The sequence below is a fragment of the Brasilonema octagenarum UFV-OR1 genome, assembly GCF_963888615.1.
GTDB lineage: Bacteria > Cyanobacteriota > Cyanobacteriia > Cyanobacteriales > Nostocaceae > Brasilonema > Brasilonema sennae.
Window position 1 is genome coordinate 1 of the sequence record NZ_CAWPKW010000393.1, and the last position, 22,734, is coordinate 22,734.

Annotated in this window: 16 protein-coding genes; 12 read left to right on the forward strand and 4 right to left on the reverse strand. The window is 40.2% G+C overall.

The annotated features are described in order from the left end of the window. Positions 1-260 precede the first annotated feature (260 nt). Both AC5590_RS34440 and AC5590_RS34445 read left to right on the forward strand, forming a co-directional pair. Positions 261-1,526, forward strand: coding sequence for a GAF domain-containing sensor histidine kinase (locus AC5590_RS34440; protein ID WP_169267691.1), 1,266 nt, complete (start codon positions 261-263; stop codon positions 1,524-1,526). A 259-nt stretch (positions 1,527-1,785) separates the two neighbouring features. Beyond that, positions 1,786-2,604 carry a DUF928 domain-containing protein gene (locus AC5590_RS34445; protein ID WP_498824452.1) on the forward strand — a complete coding sequence of 273 codons (819 nt, stop codon included), beginning with the start codon at positions 1,786-1,788 and terminating at the stop codon, positions 2,602-2,604. Between the two features lie 48 nt (positions 2,605-2,652). On the opposite strand, the gene AC5590_RS34450 is transcribed toward AC5590_RS34445, so the two are convergent. Together AC5590_RS34450 and AC5590_RS34455 are read right to left on the reverse strand one after the other, a co-directional pair. Further along, positions 2,653-5,301 (reverse strand): CHAT domain-containing protein, encoded by a 2,649-nt coding sequence (locus tag AC5590_RS34450; RefSeq protein ID WP_169267693.1) that lies wholly within the window; start codon positions 5,299-5,301, stop codon positions 2,653-2,655. Between the two features lie 10 nt (positions 5,302-5,311). Further along, positions 5,312-9,871, reverse strand: coding sequence for a two-partner secretion domain-containing protein (locus tag AC5590_RS34455; protein ID WP_169267694.1), 4,560 nt, complete (start codon positions 9,869-9,871; stop codon positions 5,312-5,314). 732 nt (positions 9,872-10,603) lie between these two features. Here AC5590_RS34455 and AC5590_RS34460 point away from each other — a divergent pair. The 10 genes from AC5590_RS34460 to AC5590_RS34505 all read left to right on the forward strand — a co-directional run bounded on the left by AC5590_RS34460 (position 10,604) and on the right by AC5590_RS34505 (position 19,914). Continuing rightward, positions 10,604-12,166, forward strand: coding sequence for a hypothetical protein (locus AC5590_RS34460; protein ID WP_169267695.1), 1,563 nt, complete (start codon positions 10,604-10,606; stop codon positions 12,164-12,166). A 13-nt stretch (positions 12,167-12,179) separates the two neighbouring features. Beyond that, on the forward strand, positions 12,180-13,370 hold the full coding sequence (locus AC5590_RS34465) for a DUF1822 family protein (RefSeq protein WP_169267696.1): 1,191 nt from the start codon (positions 12,180-12,182) through the stop codon (positions 13,368-13,370). A 10-nt stretch (positions 13,371-13,380) separates the two neighbouring features. Beyond that, positions 13,381-14,583 (forward strand): CHAT domain-containing protein, encoded by a 1,203-nt coding sequence (locus tag AC5590_RS34470; protein WP_169267697.1) that lies wholly within the window; start codon positions 13,381-13,383, stop codon positions 14,581-14,583. A gap of 233 nt (positions 14,584-14,816) precedes the next feature. Then, positions 14,817-15,566 (forward strand): hypothetical protein, encoded by a 750-nt coding sequence (locus tag AC5590_RS34475; protein WP_169267698.1) that lies wholly within the window; start codon positions 14,817-14,819, stop codon positions 15,564-15,566. A gap of 4 nt (positions 15,567-15,570) precedes the next feature. Further along, the gene (locus AC5590_RS34480) at positions 15,571-16,065 is read left to right on the forward strand and encodes a hypothetical protein (protein WP_169267699.1); all 495 of its coding nucleotides are present in this window, start codon (positions 15,571-15,573) and stop codon (positions 16,063-16,065) included. 18 nt (positions 16,066-16,083) lie between these two features. Then, positions 16,084-16,332, forward strand: coding sequence for a hypothetical protein (locus AC5590_RS34485; protein WP_169267700.1), 249 nt, complete (start codon positions 16,084-16,086; stop codon positions 16,330-16,332). Positions 16,333-16,428: 96 nt separating this feature from the next. Next, a complete protein-coding gene (locus tag AC5590_RS34490) occupies positions 16,429-17,484 on the forward strand; it encodes an ATP-binding protein (RefSeq protein WP_169267701.1) in 1,056 nt (351 codons plus the stop codon). A 163-nt stretch (positions 17,485-17,647) separates the two neighbouring features. After that, positions 17,648-18,214 carry a hypothetical protein gene (locus tag AC5590_RS34495; RefSeq protein WP_169267702.1) on the forward strand — a complete coding sequence of 189 codons (567 nt, stop codon included), beginning with the start codon at positions 17,648-17,650 and terminating at the stop codon, positions 18,212-18,214. A gap of 13 nt (positions 18,215-18,227) precedes the next feature. Next, the gene (locus tag AC5590_RS34500; RefSeq protein ID WP_169267703.1) at positions 18,228-19,298 is read left to right on the forward strand and encodes a helix-turn-helix domain-containing protein; all 1,071 of its coding nucleotides are present in this window, start codon (positions 18,228-18,230) and stop codon (positions 19,296-19,298) included. Next, complete coding sequence (locus AC5590_RS34505) at positions 19,270-19,914, forward strand: SAF domain-containing protein (protein WP_169267704.1); 645 nt, start codon at positions 19,270-19,272, stop codon at positions 19,912-19,914. Before AC5590_RS34500 ends, AC5590_RS34505 begins: the two co-directional genes overlap by 29 nt. Positions 19,915-20,047: 133 nt before the next feature. Here the strand turns inward: AC5590_RS34505 and AC5590_RS34510 are convergent, their stop codons facing one another. Further along, entirely contained in the window at positions 20,048-22,141 is a 2,094-nt protein-coding gene (locus AC5590_RS34510; RefSeq protein WP_348982747.1) for a CHASE2 domain-containing protein, read from the reverse strand. Further along, the gene (locus tag AC5590_RS34515) at positions 22,142-22,531 is read right to left on the reverse strand and encodes a hypothetical protein (RefSeq protein ID WP_248277371.1); all 390 of its coding nucleotides are present in this window, start codon (positions 22,529-22,531) and stop codon (positions 22,142-22,144) included. Positions 22,532-22,734: the final 203 nt, after the last annotated feature.

A 22,734-nucleotide genomic window follows, 5' to 3' on the forward strand; every position in this document is an offset into this window, starting at 1 on the left:
CGCAGCCGAAGCCGGTGGAGTCAATTCCATTATCCAAAATCCAAAATCCAAAATTGGCTGACTTACTCAGCTAATTCTAATTTTTAGGTTATGCATGTATAACATTTTATGTTTTCATGTAAAATCTGTAATGATTTCTGTAAATAAACAGAAGACATAATTAGTAAAATCTTCGTACCAAAGCATCCCAAACCAAAACTCTGAAAACTTCACATCTTACCAGTTTCTCTCTAAGCTTATTTTGCGCTTATCAATAAACAATGAGTAAAGCCAATGAAGATGAAATCTTGTTGCATAACCAGCCGTGGCAACGGGAGTTACGGGCGATGACGCTTTTGTCCTCATTGAACTATCGAACTGGAGAATTGTGTAGTTATTTACATAACATTGCCTGTGGTGTCAGCGAGCTGATTGAGGTAGATTGGTCAGTAGTAACGCTATGTCAGGAAGGGTTTGAAACAGTGCTGGCAAGTAGTATTGACATGGGCGAGGGCGAACACATTTATTCACTACATGGTTCACTCACTGGCACTGTTATAGAAATCGGTCACTCGTTAGCAGTGGAAAATGCTGAAAAACATCCTGAGTATGGAGAGGCTCCAGAAGGTTATTGCTCATATTTAGGAATACCATTACGGACTGCCCAAGGTGAAGTGATTGGTACTGTGTGTTCTTTTCATCAGCAGCCAAGGGAGTTTACAAAAGAAGAAATCCAAATAGTGGAACTGTTTGCAGAACGTGCGGCTACAGCAATCGACCATTACCATCTCTACCAGCAACAGTGCCAATTTAATCAAGTTCTGGAAGCTGAGGTAGAAAAACGCACTCAAGAACTGCGGGCGGCGCAAACCAAGCTTGTAGAACAGAAACGGTTGGCAGGCATTGGTGAATTTGCTGCTATGATTGTGCATGAAATTCGCAATCCCCTGACCACAATGATCATGGGTTTAAAGTTTTTTAAGAAAACTACTCTGGCTGAACCAGCTCAAGAGCGATTATCGTTAGCACTTGACGAGGGTAGTCGTCTGGAACGTCTGCTGAGTGAAATTTTGCTCTACGCCAAACCTCAGGTTTTGCAGTTGTGTGAATTGGATGTGAATCAATTTATTCGTGAGTTGCTAGTGCCAATCTGCGAAATGCCAGAAGCACTCTCACGGCAAATCGAATTTATTCCGGCGTCATCAACAATCAAAATTCTGGGTGACAAGGATAAGTTAAAACAAGTGTTTATTAATATTGTCCGCAATGCCTGCGAAGCAATCTCAGATGGAGATGTCGTCACATGGAAAGTAGACACTTCGTGTGAAGATAAAGTCTGCATCAACGTCTGCAATGGCGGCGAGCCAATTCCTCCAGAAGTCCTCTCAAAGTTAACGCAGCCATTCTTTTCCACAAAACCTGGTGGTACTGGGCTGGGGCTTGCCATTACCAAACGTATTGTTAATGCTCATGGTGGGGAATTATTGATTCAGTCTGATGCAGTGACAGGTACTATAATGAGTGTTCAATTAAGTAAGTGGGTGTGAAAATTTCTAAGTATGTAACTATAGCACTTCTCGTTTGCATGAAGTAGATTTTTCAACCTCACCATGAGGAAGTGCCGAAATAGTTTCCTTACACCCCTAATTGATGAGAGAACAATTGCATAACTTAACTATCTCAACCCTACCAAAAATATAAAGGCACTCTGTTAAATCAACTTTTATCGGTAGTTTGAGTTCTAATACTATGATAACAATAGCTGAAACCAAAAACAGTACGTACTCTGTGAAGTCCACAAAATGGATGCTAACAATCACTCTCATTTTGAGCAGCATCACCTACTATCCAGCAAAGGTAATAGCCCAAACTCAACAACCAGCAACGACTAAGCAGGCTGTACAACTTAACAGAAGTGGGACTTCATCTCAACAACGTACCTCTCGACCTGTTTTTGTTTTGCCAAAAACACCCGCACGGTTAAGTCCTGTCTCTGGGCGTAGAGCAGGAATGGGTAGCCGGGATAATTGTCCTGCGGTTCCAACTGCACTCACTGCTTTAGTACCGTTACAAAGGGAACAAAAGGCTAGCAAACAAACAGACAAATCAATTTTGGGGATTGTCGAGGGAGTAACCACCTCTGAACGACCAACGTTTTGGTTTTACGTTCCTTACACTCAGGATTTAACAGTTGGTGCTGAATTTATCTTACAAGATAATGCGGGAAACGAGATTTATAAAAATGCGATCGCACTCCCTCCAAAGCCCAGTGTCATACCTGTTTCTCTTCCATCCAATGCATCCTTGGAAGTAGGGAAAATATATCGCTGGTATTTAAAAGTCCGTTGCAATCAGCAACAAACAGCGAGCGTTCCTATTTATGTAGAAGGAGACATTCAAAGAGTGAATTTGGATTCTCGTGTTGTCCAGCAGTTGGAAGCAGCCACGGATCCAGGGCAAAAGGCTACAATCTATGCGGCTAATGGTATTTGGTTTGATTCTCTGACAATACTGGCACAAGAACGCCAGAAGAATCCTAATGATGCATCTGTTGCTGAAGATTGGCAAAGTTTATTGCGATCGGTCAATTTGGATAATGTTGCTACGGCTCCTCTGGTTAAATAACAGTTATCAGTTATCAGTTAAAATTTGGTTCAAATGATAACTATTTCTCTACAACCAATTACCAACTAACACATAAGGTGCCCAGTAGAGAGGACGATTGTATTCAGTATTAGACAGCAGCCTTAATTGAGCCTCGCGTAGAGCTTCTGCTGTAGTTTTACCAGTTGTTAACTGACGGTAGAATTCATCAATAAACACAACCGTAGAGTTATCACCAATCTGCCATAAAGACGCTAAAGTACTCCGCGCCCCAGCCCGGATAGCAACTCCTGCTAATCCTAATGCAGCACGGTTATCTCCTGCTGCTGTTTGGCAAGCACTCAGAACAAGTAATTCCACTGGCTCTGTCCGTGTTTGCTCTCTACTTTTGAGCAAGTTATCTAAGTCTCTCACATTAATACGTCCATCGGCTGCTAGGATGAAAGTGTCTTTTGCTCTAGAGCTAAATTGTCCATGAGTTGCCAGGTGAACGACTCTAAAAGGTTGAGCGTTGATGGTTTTTCTTAATGTCGTACTTTTGAAATTTTCATCTAATAATGTCATTGTCGATACGCCCGATTGCTGAATCAATTTTAGTTCAACCTTAACGTTGGGAAGCGGTGCAAACTTTTCATTTTTGGGTGGTTGCGAAAGTCCTCCAGCAAGAGCGTTTAATCTTTCCTGTGCTAGAGGTTTGGGGGTAAACAGTTGCAATCCTGGACTAATGGCGATCGCGTACTTCTGAACTAAATATTCTTTGCCATCATACAATGCAGACACTGGAATATTTCGCAGTGACCCATCTGGGATAAAAACTAAAGTCTTGACTCCACTATTTTTGAGTTCACTTTCAACTGGTTTTATTAACCAATCATAAATTTTTTGGGAAACTTCCTGAAAATTCTTACTAGCATCGGGTTCGACTATCGTCTCTCGCATGTTTGTAATGGCTTTCTCTACCTTTTGTCTGTTCACCACAGAAGTTTTATGTATCAAAGGTTGGTTGGGAAGTTTGAGGATAACTTCTAACCGGTTATCTAGGATAATGGGATAAAAAATGGCAGTATTAAGATTATCACGATCTACCACTTTGTCTAATACCACAAATTGGTTACTCAAGCAAGCTTCTCGGAAAAAATTGTCTAGTTCTGCTAGTTGTAAGGCTTCGATTCGCTTGCGGACTTTATCTAAATCAGGCTTTTCTTGTCCTTTTTGTTGTAAAAGCAGCTCTACTGACTCGCGATAAATAGGTTCTACGCTATCACGAAAATTAAACTGAACCTCTTGGTTTACTGCTACTAAGTCACTGCGGAGAGACTGAAGAGATGCGACTGCGCTATCATAAGCAGCGATCGCTCTCTCAATATTTCCCTGTGCTTTGAGCAAACGTCCTAATTGCCACTCCCAACGATAAGCTATATCTGAAGCCAAGATTTTTTGAGCGATAAACAACGCTTGCTCCGTCAAATTCTGTGCTTCTTGCCATTGATTGTTTTGCTCGTAGACTTCTGCTAAACTGCCAAGTGCATAGGATTGGGCGCGCTCCGAGCCTATCATTTTGGCTTGTTGAACGCTGCTTGCTAAAATTTTGGCGATATCTTTTTTATTACCAATTTTGCTTATGGTGCGAGCAAAGTTGATACGTGTGTAGATACCAGCTTGATTTATAGGCAGAGTTGGGAGTTGAGATTGGATTGTGGAGATTAGTAGAGACGTTGCATCTGATGGTTTTACATCTGCTTTATTCTTATCCTTGACAAGCAAGCTGAGTTGATTGATTTGAGCTTGAACTTTGGTGAGTGGGTTTGGTGCAATTAAAGCTGCATTTTTATAATGAGCGATCGCATTTTCTCTTTGATCTAAAGCTCTAGCAGTATTACCAAGAGAAAGCTGTGTCAGACTCATTTCTTGGGGTAGTTGCAGACGTTGAGCAATTTCTAAGCTTTGTTGTAAGTTTTTCTGAGATTCTTCTAACTTACCTGATTGTTGCTCGACATTACCCAGAGAGCGTAAAGCAGTTACTTTTTCAAGTGAGTCAGGTTGGGTTTGTAATTGTTGGGAAATTTCCTCTAATATGTCTAAGCTACGACGGTAAAAACCAGAAACTCGTAGAGCTTGTGCTTGGTTGATACGGCTGCGCGTCACTCCAGTATTGTATTGTTTACCTAATCGCTTCCAGATTTGCTCTGCTTGCTGTGATGTTTTTAGAGATACATCTGCCTGTCCCTGTGACAGTTGCAGTCCGCCTTGAATCTCTAGAGTTTGTGCTAGAATCTCCAAAAATTCTGACTTTGGACTGTTGACATTTAACTTTTGATTGTCTCCATTCCAGCCTAGTAGATTTAAGCTGGTGTTGATAGCTTTTGACGCTTCTTTCCATGAGCCAAGTTGCTGAAACGTTAAAGAAAGGTTTGTTAGTGCTGCAGCTTGTGCGAGGTTGTCGCCTTCTCGTTGAGAGATGCGGACAGCTTGTTGTAAAACAGTTATAGCTTCAGCAAATCGTCCAGATTGATAAAGTGCTTCTCCTTGTTCAAGAAGTTGCTGTGGTGTCGTGGCTGGGAATTTGGTGGTTTGGGTGTGGAATTTGTCTGATGAATTTGTCTGGGGTTGTTTAGCGAATGTGCTGGGGATAAGAGTTAGGGAAAAAGCAAGGGTAAATAGGACTACATGAGTTAGCGAAAATCTAACGAGTCGTTTCGTCAACTGAAATGGATGCATATTTCACACCTTAGCGAGATGGACAAGAAGCAGGTGTTTGCCAAGGGCTGTGAGGCGTGACTTGGGCAGATTGCGCCACGAGTTCTATATTTCCATTGCGATCAACCACCCAACCAGTAGCTTCCACAATTTGAGTCGTCGCCGCTGCAACTTTAGTACTGTTTGAGACTGCAGTTGGTTGTGGCGAAGGTGTTGTTCTAGCTGAGTTTGCTGGTTTTGGTTTTAATCTCACCCACGCAGACAGAGTACTTGAATCTTGTAATGGTTCAGTCAGACTTATGGGTAACCCGCCGCGCCCTGTTGATACAAAAGAACTTTGGCTTTGCCGACTTCCGGGAGTGCAGGCGGTGGAAATTTGTTGGGAGACATCAACTAGATTACTAGGGAGTTCGATTAAGCCGCTAGTGGGGTCGATATTAGGTCTGTTAATTTGCACATTGCCGCTTAAATCTGGCGTTGCTCCTTTTGCAGTAATATCACTTTGTGGCGAAGGTTCTTTCCTGGACTGAATGCCAAAGATACCAGCAGTATTCTTTATGGTGACATTTCCGCCACGGAAGTTAGCGGAATCTGCTCTGATGTCGCTATTTTCATTGGGAACAGCAACGATAAAGCAATTTTTAGCATCGATAGTTATGTTCCCCCCAGAGATATTGTCTCCACTAGCGTTGGTTGTGATACTGCTACCTCGACGTAATAATAATAAAGGTGAGTTGAGAGAGATATCTCCCCCACCGCCTGTGGTGTTAGCGCTAAAAGTTGCCTTGTTATCTAAAAGGATAGAATTAGATGTAGCTTTTATGGCGCCTGCATTACCTGATCCTTGACTGTTCCCAGTTACTTCAGCATTATCCCGGATAGTCAATGACCCACTAGTGATGTTAATGTCTCCTCCCTTACCTGTGGAGCCTTTGAAGGAGTTAGTAAATAGACCACTGGCAGCTCCTGTTTCTGTAAAATTGTTGGCGATCAATGATAATCGGAAGGAAGCACCCTCTGGATCCGTGCGGATACGTTCTTCATTTGCCTGAACTTGGGCAACGCGAGTGTTGTATTTCTGGTCAATACCAGATATAGTTACCCGGTCTTTTGCACTAATCAAAATATTACCTGCTTGTCCGTTACCAGTTGTTGTAGTAACTAATTGTCCACCGTTCATTGCCTCAAAATATTTGGCATTCACTGTAATATCGCCACCCCGCCCATTCCCACGGGTGCGAGCGCTCAAACCGGCTGAGTCTGCAATTCGGAATGTCTCAGTGTTAATAATGATGTTGCCAGCATTGGAAGAATTATCGGTGTTGGTAAATAATCCGCTAGATAAACCACTAATGGGACTACTGCCTGAAATATCAACAACATTAGTATTGATATTAATATTTCCTGCAGCACCTTCTCCTTGAGTACTGGCTTTAATTAAGGCACCGTCTTTTAGCACTAGAGAATTAGCTTTAATTGCAAGGTTTCCACCAGGACCTTTCCCCCCTGGCAACACTCCTAATGTAATTCTGGTCGATTCTCCAGTCGGAGCAATCTCAGTTTTGCCTCCAATCAGTAAGATAGTACCATCGACTATTAAATCAATGTTTCCTCCCTCTCGTGATACTCCGCCTATGTCTAAATCCGCTCTCAAAGCAGCATTACTCGTCATCGAGAACTCTCCTGCTTGAATTTTGATGTTGCCCGAATTACCCGTAGCTCTACTGTTTACTGCTATTTGACTAGTTGTTGCCGCAGAAAACGACCCAGTTTTAATTGTGATGTTGCCTGCGTTGCCTACCGCATTAAATTCAGCTTGGGCATATATGGCGCCCTGATTATCAAGAGAGACTGAGTTGGTTGTGATATTAATATTACCCCCAACCCCTTTGTCCGTTGCTAGTGGTTGCAAGCTGGCAGACAGTTCAGCGTTATCAGTTAAAGACAACGAGCCTGCGGAGATATTAATGTTTCCCCTATTACCAGTCGCCCCCGCACCCACACTGCTGGAAATTGCACTGGGATATTTTCCATCCCTAATACCTTCAATCTTCACCGCGCCTGTGACATCAACGTTGACATTTCCTGCATTTCCTTTTCCTGCTGGTTTATCATTAAATGCTTCACGCACTAAGGTTAAGATTTGGGCGCCATCTTTTAGGGATAATGAAGCTGCGTTGATTTCGACTTTGCCTCCATTACCAACTGCTCCTGATTCCACGGTGCTTAAGATCAATGCGTTGACAAGAGACACAGAGTCGGTTGCTTTTACAAACACACTGCCTGCATTTCCTTGTCCGAATGTTCTAGCACTTAGTATGGCGCGATCAGTTAAGGAGAGTGAGCCAGTGGTGATATTAATGTCCCCTCCTTTACTTGAACCATAAGTATTGGTACTAATTTCGCCGTCAACTCGGACTTCTCCATTTTTACTAATCAGGGTAATATCTCCACCACGAGCTAGTTTGTCAGAGGATCTAATAGTTGAGATAATATTACCTGTCCTAATGTTGTTCGAGGCTTGAAGCTGAATATTAGCCGTATTCCCACTTCGAGAATCAGTGTATAAAGTTCCTTTTGTTGTATCAATTTCTCCATTAGTGCTGGTGAGTTGAATCCTGCTACTATCTCCTTTTTCGGCACTAGTATCTAATTCAGCGGTTCTAATATCACCTTTGGCTGTGAAAACAATCGCTCCTCCATTGCCAGTTCCACCTGAGTTATTACGAATTTGGGATGTGATAGTTCCTTTGGTTGTATCAATAGCTCCGGCGTTACTGGTGAGGGTGATGTTCCCACCGTTGCCAGTATCTTCTGTTTCTGAGATGATCCAACCCGTTGTAATATTGTTAAAGGCAGAGAGGAAAATCGCGCCAGCATCCCCACTTCGAGAATCAGTAGCTAAATCTCCTGCGGTAGTATTAATTGTCCCATTGTTACTAATGAGTTGGATACTTCCACCATTTCCTTTTTCGGCACTAGCATTAACTGTAGCGGTTTGAATATCTCCAGTGGCTCTGAATGCGATCGCACCTCCACGCCCTGTTCCATTTGAATAATCGCGAATTTGGGATGTGATACTTCCTTTGGTTGTATCAATAGCTCCGGCGTTACTGGTGAGGGTGATGTTCCCGCCATTGCCAGTACCCCCTGCTTCTGAGATGATGCCACCCGTGGTAATGTTGCCATTGGCAGTTAAGGCGATCGCGCCACCATTTCCCACACTGTCCACAGAAGAGTATGAAGAAGAGTTTAAAATACCTGTGGTAGTAATTGCTCTAGCACTTTTAATATCAATCGCCCCACCATTAGTGATAATCCCTTTAGTACTAACATCTCCAGATGCTGTCGTTAAGCTAACTAACCCCCCAGCCCCATTAGACTGCTGTAAAGAAACATCTCCACCTAAAGTAATACCCTCTGGCAGAGTTCCACTCGAAAACGCAGGTACTGAACCAGAATTGATACCCCCATAAGCTAGAGTATTCTGCCCAGAACGCATAATTAACGCCGTACTGTTGCTTAAAGTTGCAGTATCTTGTCCTGCTGGTAAAACACTAGTATCCGGTCCAGTAATATTTATATCACCTTGAAAGCGAATATTACCCTTGCTTTCGACTAACAACGATGGGCCTGTATAATTAGCGCCAATATCCACATTGCCATTGCTACTGATTATGGGGTCATATTTGCTAACAAAGTTAGCCAGTCCCCCCGATACACTCTTGAGCGAAAAACTCCCACCACTACTAAAATGAGCATCAAGAGAAATAATTCCATCACTGATTAAGCTTAAATTGCCCCCACTCACAAAAGGTGTCTGCGTTGGGTGATTCAGTGCTAAAATATCAATTCCTTGATTTCCCCCAATTGTGAGATTACCAAGAGCAGTAGCTAAAAACGGAGTCGTCACACTGTCCCGTACTTTCACAGTATCCTGTGCTTGTAGTGTTAAATCTCTTCCTGCTTTTAGCTGTCCCTGCAAATCAAGTTTGTCAGCTACTAGTGTCAAGTCTTGCTGGGGTGCTAAATTTCCGGTATTGGTAATAGTCGCCCCTGGCTGACTTGCTCCATACTGCAACCCTGGTGTAATATTTACCGTTAGTAATGGCGGTGCTTGGGGATTAGTGGCACTGAAAGTACTGCCATCAGGAAACTTAAAACTGCTTGCTGTAGTTGCAGAAAACGAGCCACCAATATCTAACCGGGCATTTGGTCCAAAAATAATACCATTGGGATTAAGCAGGAATAAGTTTGCAGTGCCTAAGCTGCGAATTAAGCCATCAATATTAGAAATTGACTTACCTGTTACTCGTGTCAGGATATTCTGAATATTGAGTGCATTATTGAACAAAGCCTCTGAGCCAGTGGGAACAGAAAACTCCCGAAAACTGTGGAACAGATTAGCACCTCTTGCGGTTCCACCTTCAATAATTCTAGTGTTGCCCTCTAATCTCACGTTGGAATTATTTGGCAGAGTTCCATCTGGGGTGATTTGTGCGCGAGCGCTATTTGCATATAAGGCGATTACGCTCCCAATCAAAATTCCTAGACTTTGCCACCAGTACAAACGTATAGATACCACAGACATTGCACTCTCCTATAAAAAGGAAATTTAGCGAGTGAATCCTCAATTAGGTATAGATGTCAGCAAAATCAACTTATGCACAAGCGAGGAAGCAAAGTGGCGTTACTGAATCAAGTGCATAAACCAGGGCAAACGCATCTAAAGTATAAGAATCCTTTAATAGCAAGGGTTTGAACGTTTGATAATTGAGGCGATTTTTTGATCAATATCCTTATGCAGCAAGGGTTTCACAAATTACGTGCGTTTGCCCTGTTGAATAAACGAAACTACTGCTACCAATTAAGAATTAGAAGGAAAAGCTAAAAAACTTCTGATTCCCAGCCGTGAATAAACGAAACTACCAATTAAGAATTAGAAGGCAAGGCTAAAAAACTTCTGATTCTCAGGCGTGAATAAACTTATTTCACTCCTACCAATTCTGAATTAGAGGAGAGGGTACTTGTATTAGGTGGGGACTATACTCTATTTTTTATACCTGGTATGTAAGCCCATATTTTTAGTACGTCTGAACTGTTTAGGTAGTGATACGCTTTGCGTCAAACCTCCGGCTTATCGCGTACAACTGGCACACAAAATGTTTTTTATCTTATTGATTCACTCCAGTAAATTGCAATGCAATTTTTCAACTCCTTAGCCCAATAGATATATAGTAAGCACACCATTTACTCAATCTTAAGGGGTATGGAGGAATGAAAACATTCTTGTCTGTATATTTAGAGAATTTGGAATGAAAACATGACTCAGATCGCTCCATTGTATAGATTCTATACATTTCCTCAACTAGAACTGAAAGAACCTCGCTGGAATATTAAGTGGATACCAGATTCTAAGTTGCGCCAGAATATTAACAACATCAAACGGTCAAATCTTCAATTGACTGAAGAAGAAGATTTTGCATGGTATTTTTTATATTCGTACTTATACGAGTCAGAAAATGCAGAATCTGAAAATCATATAAAGGCTTTTTTAGCAAGCTTTAGTGTTGAGATTGTTAGATATTTTGAGAAAATACTGAAACGTGATAACCGAAATAATTCTGATATTTTAAGTATTCTTCAAGATATTTTGCAAACCGCTTGTAAATACGCCTTAAATCCAAAGATTTTCTTTCGAGGTTTTCAAAGGAGGGAGAGAAACGAGTATTCTTATTACGCACTCAAGAAATACATTAAAGAAAGAATGTATGGCTTAGTTAGAGATGAGTTAATCAAAGAAAGACAAGTGAGGCAAACAACCAATCGTACAGATTTGGGCTTAGCTAGTAAATCATCTCAAAAACGAGTTAAAGATGCTTTAGAAGCTCAAGGTATAACAAAAGAGCAAGTCGTAAAATATATTGGAATATGGAACACATTTCAGGAAGTAAGAAAAACAAATAAAAAGAAAAATAAAAGTGATATAAGTTCACTGACAGAGGAACAATTTGAGGAAATTGCAAGGCGCTACAGTCAGTTAAACTCTGTACAACTTGATGGAGAAGCAATTAGAAGAGATTTAGAACGTATTGGTAGAGCAGTTCGCGATTATCAAAATTTTAAAACTCATTCTTTTGATGTTCCCTCCAATCCAGAAGATAGTACGAGTCTACCTCTTGTTGAATACATTCCAGATACATCTTTGGGTGAAATTTGGGACAGATTCCCAAGGGAAGAAGATAAAGAAAAGCTGAGAACATTTCTAGAGAACCAAATACAAGAACTAGATATAAAGAGTCAGAGTCTTTTGTTACTTAGACATGGCTTCCAACTAGTACAAAAAGAAATTGCTGGAGAAATTAACAAGAATACAGCCACTGTTAACCGTCGCTATAACAATCTCCTGACTTTATTCATACAAAAAATAAGGGAGTGGAGAAATCAACATTGGAATATGAATGGAGAAGAGTCTGAGCAAGACTTGACTTCAGAGGAGTTGAAAGAAATTAAATCCAATCTAGTCACTTTTCTTGATGGCTACTATTATCATATAAGTTTTAATTTTTTTCAGCAATCTTTCAACAATCTGTCAGTAGAGAGCAAACGTATTTTGGACTCCTATTACCGCAGCTTTTTTAATAAAAGTTACAGTGAATACAATAAAACTAATTGTAATTCTAATGGAGTTCATTTAAATAATGTTCTTCTCTCTGAAGCTAGGAAATTATTACAAGCAGGAATAGCACAACAAATCCATCACCACTATTTATTGAATTTGAAATCAGATGGAGCGGCTTGGTTACAGCTTGAAAACATGGAGTTCATTAACCAATTTATGGCACACATAGAGAGAATAAACAGTAATTTGATAATACTTGAATAAATGGAGAACAATCATGAAACTGAATTTGCAAGAGCTAAGAAGACTTTATCCTGAACAAATTTGGCAGGAGTTTTCAGAAAAAGAGTTGAAACAGAGAGAATCAACTATCCGGCGTTATTCCAATCAAACTGCTCAAAATAATGCAGATTTAAACTTTTGGTGTCTCAATGCTTTTAGAACTTGGCTGAAGGAAAACCTTGGCGATTCGATAACAGTGTTACCCAGCGAAGCTGATTTACCAACTATTTGGGATGTTGTCAATGGTACAGCCATTACTATTGGTAAAACCCGACTTGTTCTAATTCCTGATGAAGCAACAGATACAGAGACATTGACAGTATCGCAAGAATGGGTTGATATTCCTGACTGGGTGGCAGACTATTACTTAGCGATACAAGTTAACATTGATGCAGGCTGGATGTGTGTTTGGGGATTTACTAGCCACCGTACTCTGAAGGATAAAGGCAACTACGATCCAATTTACCGCACATATTCTCTGGAACGAGATTATGTGATTACAGATTTAGATGTGCTATGGCTAGCACCAGAAATGGGTTTGGAAGAAAAAGCAAATGTAGAGCAATTGAAATTTTTATCTCATTCTACTGCAAAAGATTTGTTAGTGAGATTGAGTAAACCATCTCCTTATTCTCCTCGTCTTGATGTGAGTTTTCAAGAATGGGGTACGCTGTTGGCTAGCAATAACTGGCGGAATCGTTTATATGAGATGCGACAAGAAAAAGCATCTGGTAAATTGAAGCAATTTATAGCAGAAAATTATGCATTAGTAAGTAACGGATGGCAAGATATTCAAGCTTTTTTCAGTCCAGAAAAAGTGCAAGTGCAATTAGATTACAGCTTAAGAAATACTACTGAAGTCAGTAATAGTAGTCTTCATTGGCAAGGTAAACTTATTTACCTAAAGAAAGAGATAACGGTATTACTGAAAGTTGCTTTTATAAAAGAAGCAGATGGCAGGGTTGGAGTATGTGTTCAAGTATATCCAGGGTCAGAAGAAACATACTTACCTGCAAATCTTAAGCTGGCTTTGCTGTCTAACTCAGAAGTACTAGAAAGTGTAACTTCTGGAAAATCTTCTCTTTATATTGAACTCCCCTACTTTAAATGTCAGTTGGGGACTCAGTTCTGTATTGAAATTGCGCTGCAAGACTCAAATCACGTAGAAAATTTTTATATTTATTAGGAGATAGATAATGGTTAAAATCTTAAAAATTAAATTGGGTAAAGGAGATTTAGAGAATGGATTTAATCATGTAATAATTGAGCTAGAAAGTAAATATGGAACGTTATCGCTAGTTTCCAGTTTAGCATCTGCTACAGATACAAAAGTAATCGAGTGTTATCAAGAATGGAAATCTTCACATCAAGAATTCTACAAATCATTAAGCCACCGCGCTGCAAATCAACAAATTGAATTTGAGCAACCAAACTCCAACGTGCAGCCGTCTAAGATAACCTTTCAATATCAAAAATTAAAAGATGCCATAAATGATTGGCTACATACTAGAGATTTTTGTGCAAAAGAAAAGCAGATCCGCACTGCATTAGGTCAAGAAGACAAAATTATGGTGATAATTTCAACAGAAGATGCCTTCGCATGGCGGTTACCGTGGCATTTATGGAGTTTTTTTGATGACTACAGAAATGCAGGTGTAGTATTAAGCACTTCTGAATTTAAAAAAGTTAATTCAAACAATAACGATTTTTCTCGTCCAAAAGTTCTGGCAATTGTTGATAATAGACAAAATAAGAATGATTTGGAATCTTGGACAAAAACAAAGAACATTAATTTGAATGTTTTATCAGGAGACGAACTTTCAAATCAGAATCTACTACAAAAGATTTCAGATGAATTGTACGAGCAATCGTATAATATTCTTTTCTTTGCTGGCCATAGTTCTAGTGATATAAACAATGGTAGTCCAAGCTTTTTCATAAAACCTAACGAACCCCTGAGCATTAAGCAGCTAGAAAATGCCTTGAGCGAAGCTATTAAGAAGGGGTTGCAATTAGCGATTTTTAACTCTTGCGATGGGTTAGGAATAGCACGAGATTTACTTACTTTCAATCTGCCAAAAGTAGTTGTTATGCGCGAGGATGTGCCTAATAAAGTTGCAGAGGAATTTCTCAAATATTTTTTGGAAGAGTTTATAAAGAAGAAAGGTACACCCGCCTTTTTAGCAGTACGAAGAGCAAGGGAAAGGCTGCAAGGATTGGAAGATCAATTTCCTAGTGCAAGTTTGTTACCAGTTATGTGTTCTAATCCAGCTACAAAGCCATTAGTTATTTATCGCAAATCAAAGTGGCTCTTCAGGTATGCAAAAAATTGGTTTGCTAAGCTTAAAACCTATTTTTTACAAGGTTTTCAGACTTTTCGCCATCCAAGTAACAGATAAAATCGCTTATAAAGCTTACCAATAGACAGTTCTAGGCAATCTGAGTGTAAATCAGCATAGTATGTACTGAATAACCATCAAAGTTACAATCCCAGTCAAGGCAACATTGCCCTCTCTGTCTGCTTCTCAAGTTGATCGTCCCTGTCTTGATATCAGATTAGAACCAGTATTAATCTTTGCAAATTTCTTAGCAACCACCCCAATTAATAATTAGAGATGTGGAGAAACCACTTATGAATAAAGAACACAACACATTTGAGAACAAAGACAAAGACTCGTCAGAAAAGTTGCCAAAGCAACCGTCAAAAGTGCCAGAAGTGGCGCAGCATATTCAGTCTCCAAAGAAACCACTTATAAATGAAGAACATGACACATTTGAGAACAAAGACAAAGACTTATCAGAAAAGTTGCCAAAGCAACCGTCAAAAGTGCCAGAAGTGCTGCAGCATATTCAGTCTCATCTATCTCAGGTGCCAGAATTAGTCAAAAACGTGACAAATACTATCTGGGAAGGACTAACATCTACAGAAAAGGTTGACCTTCAACAAAAACAGCAGGTTTATGACAATATTGCTCAGTTTTTGCAAGAAAGGCTTCAAGTAGACTTTCAAAAAGTAGAGTTTAAAACCTACTTGCAAACAACTTACATATTATGTAACGAATCCGATCCACAAGTGGTAGGGGAACAGCCACTAAGCGAGCTAGCTCAAAAACTGGCAACTAAAGTAAAAGATCTCATCCTCACTATCAAAGTGAATTACTTGAAACACCAAGAAGTTCCAACTTCTGACACAGCCGCAAACAGTGAGCACTTGCGTCAAACCGAAATTTTTTACATAGATCGCAATAACTCAAAACCCAACGTTTTTCGAGTTGATGAACAAGTGGAATGGGACAATTTGCCGGGTGATGTGCGAGAAAGCTTCATCAAGGAAGATTTACCTCGGATCAGCTTTAAACTTTATCCCCAAGAAGGAAGCTAACATTATGCCTATACCCATCTTTGCACAAGTTCTACTGGCAGTCCTGTTTGTAGGAACTGTAGCAACCGCACTCATCTTCTGGAACCAAATCCTTGACTGGGCAAATAAAACTTTGTTTCCCTGGATTAAGAAAAACTTACCTTGGTTAGCAAACGATGTCATAAATGCTTTCGTGGCGCTTGACAAAGTTCTCACACCAATGCGCATCAGAATCAAAGAAGCTTGGAAAAAGCTCCGCGAATATTTGCTGAAAATATTAGTTCAGTTTGAGCAGAACACACGAAATGATTGGGTAAAACGGATTACTTACTGGGCAATTCGTAATCTTGAGTCTAACGAACCAGAAGTAGCGCGGGTGGTTGAAGAACAGATAGTTGACTTTGATTCATTGCCACCTGATGTGCGCGAAGAATTTCTGAGACGGAGTAATATCAGTCAGGATGTAAATGTGACTCAGCTGCGCGATCGCGAACTCGAACTCGCTCCTATGACCAATTAACGTCACAACACACTCGTAATGTATTGGACACTCATCACAAAACTCGCAATTGTAGTAACAGTTGGATATTTAGCTTGGAATCATCAAGATCAAATTCGGGAAAGCGTTGCTGCATGGTTGCGTAAGCAAGGCTTACAGGATAGTGCTTTGATGAAAGCCTGGATTGTTTTTGACCGGTTGATTTCTAGAGTTCGCCGTTCCCTAATGGTGGAAACCAGACAAACTGGTACTCAAAAGATATCTGAGACAAGCCATTCTCTAGAATAAATTCGCAAAACTCACCCTGATGTTTATGACCAACTACAAAGGTTGGGCTATGTCAAAAAAGACATTATGCCTTTATTGCAATAGCAGGAAATAAATATGCCAGCAAATTGGAAAAGAATCGATAAACCTAACCAATCTCATCAATCTCAAGCTAATGTAACCGTTTCGTCGGATACTAGCTCTGAAACTTCTGAAATCCAGCGGATGGAAATATTTGTCCCAGAAACACCCAACCGCAGCCTAAATAACTTGATTGTATCAGCTAAGGTTAAAACCCAAATTGAAACAGCCTTAAACAGCATTCGTTTTCATGATGTGCTGTACCACGAGTGGAACTTAAAAAAGATTGACCCTCATGGACATCGAGTAGCAATTAATCTGTTTGGTCCACCGGGAACGGGAAAGACGTTTTGCGCTGAGGCGATCGCTCACCACTTAGGTAAACCAATCATCCGTGTAAACTATGCAGAGATTGAATCTAAGTACGTAGGAGAAACTCCAAAAAATATTAAAGCAGCTTTCAACAAAGCCCGTGAAACCGGAGCAATATTATTCTTTGACGAAGCTGATTCAATTCTTGGCAAGCGACTCACCAATGTTACCCAAAGTGCCGATCACGGAGTCAATGTTAGCCGTTCCGTTATGTTGTTGGAGTTAGATAACTTCAATGGAATCGTGATTTTTGCTACTAATTTACCAGGAAACTACGATGGGGCTTTTGTAAGACGAATTCAAGCACATATTGAGTTTGAACTTCCAAACGAAGATTGCCTTGTGCAATTGTGGAATTTACTACTACCTACAGAAGTTCCCCGTGCAGAATATATTACCATTCAATGGTTAGCGCAAGAATCTATAGGTTTAGCTGGTGGAGATATTCTCAATGTAGTCAAGTTAGCTGCAAGCCAAGCTGTTGTCCGGACTGGAGAAGAGCGAAGGATTTTACAATCAGATATTCAAAACGCCGTCACCCAAGTCAAGCTTGGCAAAGAAAAAGTTGGTACTGGATTCTCTTATCACAACCAATCTACTGCAACAGTAGTTAAAGAAGAGATAGTTTCACCTGAAGAATTACCTTCTGACGTTCGTGATAAATACGAGCAAGTCTTGGAACAGGATAATGTTTCCGATGCTATTGCTGTTGGAACTTAATCAGGAATGACTCTTATGTTGGGGTGGTGTTACAGATGTGTTGAAGATGATGTTTATATCTATCTTACAGCAAGTAATTAAACAACTGAATCGACACTTTAGAGACACCACTAACCCAACCTTTAAGTACTTTTTTTGTTAATTTGTCACTGGAAATAATTGCATGAGCTTGACACAAGACCACATGATCAAGGACTTTCAGTTACTCGCTGGTACGCTAAGTCCAGCAGAAGCGCTTGTAGAATTAGTAACTGAATATGGTGTCGTTTTGGATGAGCATTCAAAACCAGTAGCACTAGTTACAGCTGATGATTTAGAACAAGCAGCTAACCAAGGTATTAGCTCTCTACTCGATACTAAGATAGGGTTCCCTGCTACTATCATTGTCGGTTGTCAAGTTATGCAAGACCTCGTGAAGTGGGAAGGTTTTATTGACCGATATGAGAGAATTAGAGGAGTAATAATCATTGATGATAATGGAGTTTTTGGGATATTAGCTATTACAACTGTTCGCAACTATTTAAACACTTTAAAAAATCGTGATTATGAGTTGCGCGGTGACCGGTCAGGCGCTGCTGGTGACAGTGGATTACCAGGAAGACATCAGTCATCAAAGATGGTGCTTAAGTGTGGTGAGTGCGGTTTTGTTAATGAGTTGTCTTATATCGACTACAAAAAGCTGCACAACTGTAAAAATCCTAATAAGCTCCACGAATTAAAACTAACTTAAGTTGGAGACAGCTATGTTAAATGATGTTCTTAAGGAAGTTCCCGGACTTCTTGGTCGCCGTTTCCTAATGAATGCCTTTTTTCCCAGTTTTCTTTTTTGGGGATTGATTATTGTAGTCGCGAGCGCGGGACAGGCAGATTTTGTTAACGTGTTGAAAGAATGGAATCAACTGGATATTACATTAAAAGCTTTGCAAATCGTTGGCTTTTTTAGTTGTGTTACAGTCTTCTCTATTATCTTATCTAACAATTTCAATACAATCCTGCGGTTTTATGAAGGCTACTGGAATTTTCCGCTTGGTCGTTTATTAGAAAATAACCGGAGAAGGTGGTATCAATCTCATTTGAGAAAACTAGATTTTGATAACCATAAGAAGGAGTTAGACGAAGAAATAGATAAAATTAAACAAGAGCTTAAAAAAAATACATCTCAACAACAAAAAAAACTCAGACTAGAGGAACAACTAAAAAAACTAGAGGAACAACTAAAAAAATTACAGCATCAGGATAATAGTGGAAAACTTTATGAAACTATTTACCTGTATTATCCCCTGCCAACACAACCAGAACAGGTCATGCCAACTCGCTTAGGCAATATTCTCAGAAACGCTGAACTATACTCTCGTGACCGCTATGATATAGATGCTGTTCTTATCTGGCCACGTTTATATAATTTGTTTCCAGGGCATTTTATTGAGACTATTGCTGAAGCAAAAAGCTCTTTAGATTTCATGCTCGTGGTTTCTGCCTTAAGCAGTATTTTTGCCTTATTCAGTGGTATTTATTTAGTAATTGTTAAGGCATCTGGATTGCTTTTTCTGACGTGTTTTTGGGGAGGATTATTCTTAGCGTGGTTAACTTATCAAAGCGCCTTAGGAAGTGCTTTACTTTATGCCCAACAGATTAAAGCAGGTTTTGACCTTTATCGTCATGAATTATTAAAACAAATGCGCTTAGAACTGCCTAATACACCATTAGAAGAGCCTGAACTATGGGAGAAAATTGGTCAGCTTCTTTATCACAATATAAGAGTAGAATTGCAATACAAAGATACTGATGCAGCTAAGACTCAAAACTCGCCATAATATCTATCGTTTCCTCATGCAGTTGCTGTTCAAACCATCCCTCAGCCAATGGATAACTATGCTGGCTTTGTTTGTTGGAATTCTTGGGGCTACCTACCTCGAAACTCAAACTAAAATTGAAATTCAAGTTCCCAACCGAGATTTACCCGCCTATTATCAGATAAAACCAGGCGATCTCAGCTCAAAAACTTACGCTCAAAAAGACATTCCTTCACAGATTTTAAAAAACTCCCAAGAACTTGTAAATCGTTATACCTTGACCAAAATTCCTAAGCAAAAGCCTTTAACTGAAAAGCTTGTTAGCTCTAAAATCGTCCCAAATCGCCTTGTTGATACTGTTGTCGTTGGTATTCCTGCAACACCTGCCATGATATTAGGTGGTAACTTACAAGCAGGCGATACTGTAGAAATGACACTTGTACCCACTACAACTAAAGCAAAATCTTTACCATCTCCTGTGGTATTTCCTAACATCTTAGTGTTGGATGTAAACTCAGTGTCTCAAGCCAGTGCTTCATCGACATCTGTGGTCGTAGTTGCCTTGCCCTTAAAGCGTCAGCAAGAATTTGCTAGCAAAAGTCTTGGTGCAACCTTCTTGCTTACCCGCAAGCTTTAAAGATTTTAGTTAGTCGAATTCAAGTCAGTTTACCAATCACCCATCATCAAAGAATGATGCCGGACAACTTGCTGGCACAACAAAATGGGAGAGAAGGACACGTCGCACACGGAGTGTTTCCACAAAGATATTTTTATTCACGTAAAGAGTGGGTACTGGAAAATTCCCGACGACGTTGAACAAACAACACAACAACACCACTTGCAACCACAGCAAAAGCTGAGGGAATAAATGGTAACCATACCCCTTGTTTTAAAAGAGCCATCGCCCCTAAAGGCACTGCCCAAACCGCGATGGGTAAAGCCCCGCTAAGAGCGATCGCACAAACTCCACATAAAACAACAACTATCGCAAACATGCCCCATCCCTTATTTGACAGCGAACGAAAGCGCCAAACAATCAAACCAGACACACTCGACCATCCCCATATCCACAGAATATCGCCCCAGAAAGGCAAAACCCCAAGAATTGGACGTTCGTCTAAAACTGCACTCAGAATTTGGCTGACCATTTGCGCTTGTATAAATACGCCTGGTATTTCCTGGTAAGGTTGCTGTGCACCAGAGTAGGGAGTTGACCAAGTATCGCTGACAGTATTAGCTGTCACTCCAATGAGAACAACCTTATCTTTGAGCCAATCAAAGTTAAGTTTATCACTCAATACATCTTCAAGAGAAACTCTTTCGTAATCTGCATCACGGTAATTAATAAGTATTTGAATTCCGCCTAAATTAACTCCTTGTTGATAGCCACCACTACGACCAGGCTTTAAGCGTTTAAATATTTTAGAACCAAATTGTACATAATCTTCATTGAAATCAGGTTTAATATTTTCGTAAGATAAGTAACCAGCAGCCAATTGCAACGAGAGTGAGTGAGGCGTTGCACAGGAAGACGAAGGTTCTTGTCGCATCATCAAAATTTGGCGACGGACGATACCATCTGGATCTTGGATTGCATCAGTAAAACCCTGACGTTCTTCAGGTACTTCTCTTGGAGGTTTAACACCTTGGGGGTCATATTTGCTATCTCGACCTTTGCAGACAACAACAACATTTTCTTTGCTTAGTTCAGTAGCTAGTTGTATCGGCTTTAACTTATTTGGGGCTTGCCCTGAGAGTAGCCGAAGGGGGTCAGCAAAATCTCTATAAATATCCAATCCAATGACTCGCGGTTGATGCTTTTGTAATTTGTTGAGTAATTGAGCTAATGTACTATCAGAAATCGATTTGGGTCCTTGAGTCGTCTCTTGTCGGGATTGAATATCTTTTTCGGTAATTTCAACAACGAGCAATCTTGGATCTAACTCTTCCTTTGGTCGCAGGAGTAGCATTTGGTCAAAGATTTGCAGTTCGAGTTTTTCAAAAAGCCCCAAGTATCTCAGACCTATTGTTGAAAGAGTCACAATAACAGTACTCAGCAGTACTATCCATAATTTGGTCTTTGGAGTCGAAATTCTGCTTTTGGTCTTTGGGGTCGAAATTCTGCTCTTTGTCGAAACTTCGCCGCGAGTCTCAATGTCACCCCAACCACCGCGCAGTTCTTGCCAAGTTATCGGAACAGTTGTAGGATTTTGGCAGATGACTGGTAACCAACTAGCACAAGGGAAGTCATTCTCCAATCCCTGAAGTCTCTCCCGCGCTTCTCGTACAGCTGGATAAAATGGCTTGCCACCTGCAAAGGCGACAATAAAGTTTTTCAAGAACTCCTGTGCGACTAAATCTGGCACCCCTTCTCGCATCACAATTATTTGGGGAATGTTCAAATCAGCTAAATCTCGCGCTAAACCAATTCCATCACAAGAGTTGAAAATTGCCAGTTTTAAACCGCGTGTAATTGCTGTTTTCAGTGCATTTTTTAACTGAGAAATTGTTAAACTCTCGCTTTGATTAATGTAAATTTCCCCTCTCTCCCCATCTGCAATACTAGCGCTATGTCCTGCAAAAAACAGAATATCCCAATTCTGATTCCACAGTTTTTCGTTAAGTTCTCTGCGTGTTGGTTCGACAAGAAACCTAGTTTGAGTATCTGTTAAACCTTGCAACAAATAGGAGTCTTGATCAATATCAATACCAAAACTGTTACCTAGAATTGCTAAAATCTTCACTTGACCTGTGGAAGATTTTCGTACTACCTGAGGAGAGGCATACTCATGATTGCTCAAAGCTAATTCAGCTTTAGGGTAATCCTCAAAAAAATTCCACAGATGCCAAGGTAACCGATGCACTTAAGCTATATATGTTTCAATAATAACTCTAATTTCATCATCTCGACTGAGTAGAGTCCGTAACTGTCGCTCAATATTTTGGAAGGATTCAGATTTCAACCAAGCATTGATATGTGCTTGTAGCTGTTGACACACTTCATCGAAGTCATTCATAGAGATATTAGTAATATCTTGTGAATGCACTTTTATACGTTGATTGCTGCCCAAACGTTGATGGACAGCTTCATAGAGTAATTTCCATCTTCTGTAGACTTCGGAAAGTTCTGGTACTGCTGGCAGACTCCCTGTTATTTTAAACAATTGGTCATTATGCCAAAGTTGAGCCGTGACAACAGGAAATCCTTGATTTAAATTTCCTCCCAACAAGCTAAATACGACTAGCTTACTCATTTGTTGTTTGGTCGTTGTGAGTTGTTAGTTGTCATTTGTCTAGTAACCATTAGTCATTAACGTTTTGACTAATGACTAATACCAAGTTCGTTTGATTACTTACAATAAAAAGACCTCACTCGCTGAGCGCCAGAGGCGCACGCCAAGGGCGAACGCTCAAATTCAAAATTCAAAATTCAAAATTCAAAATTAAGAATTCTTTT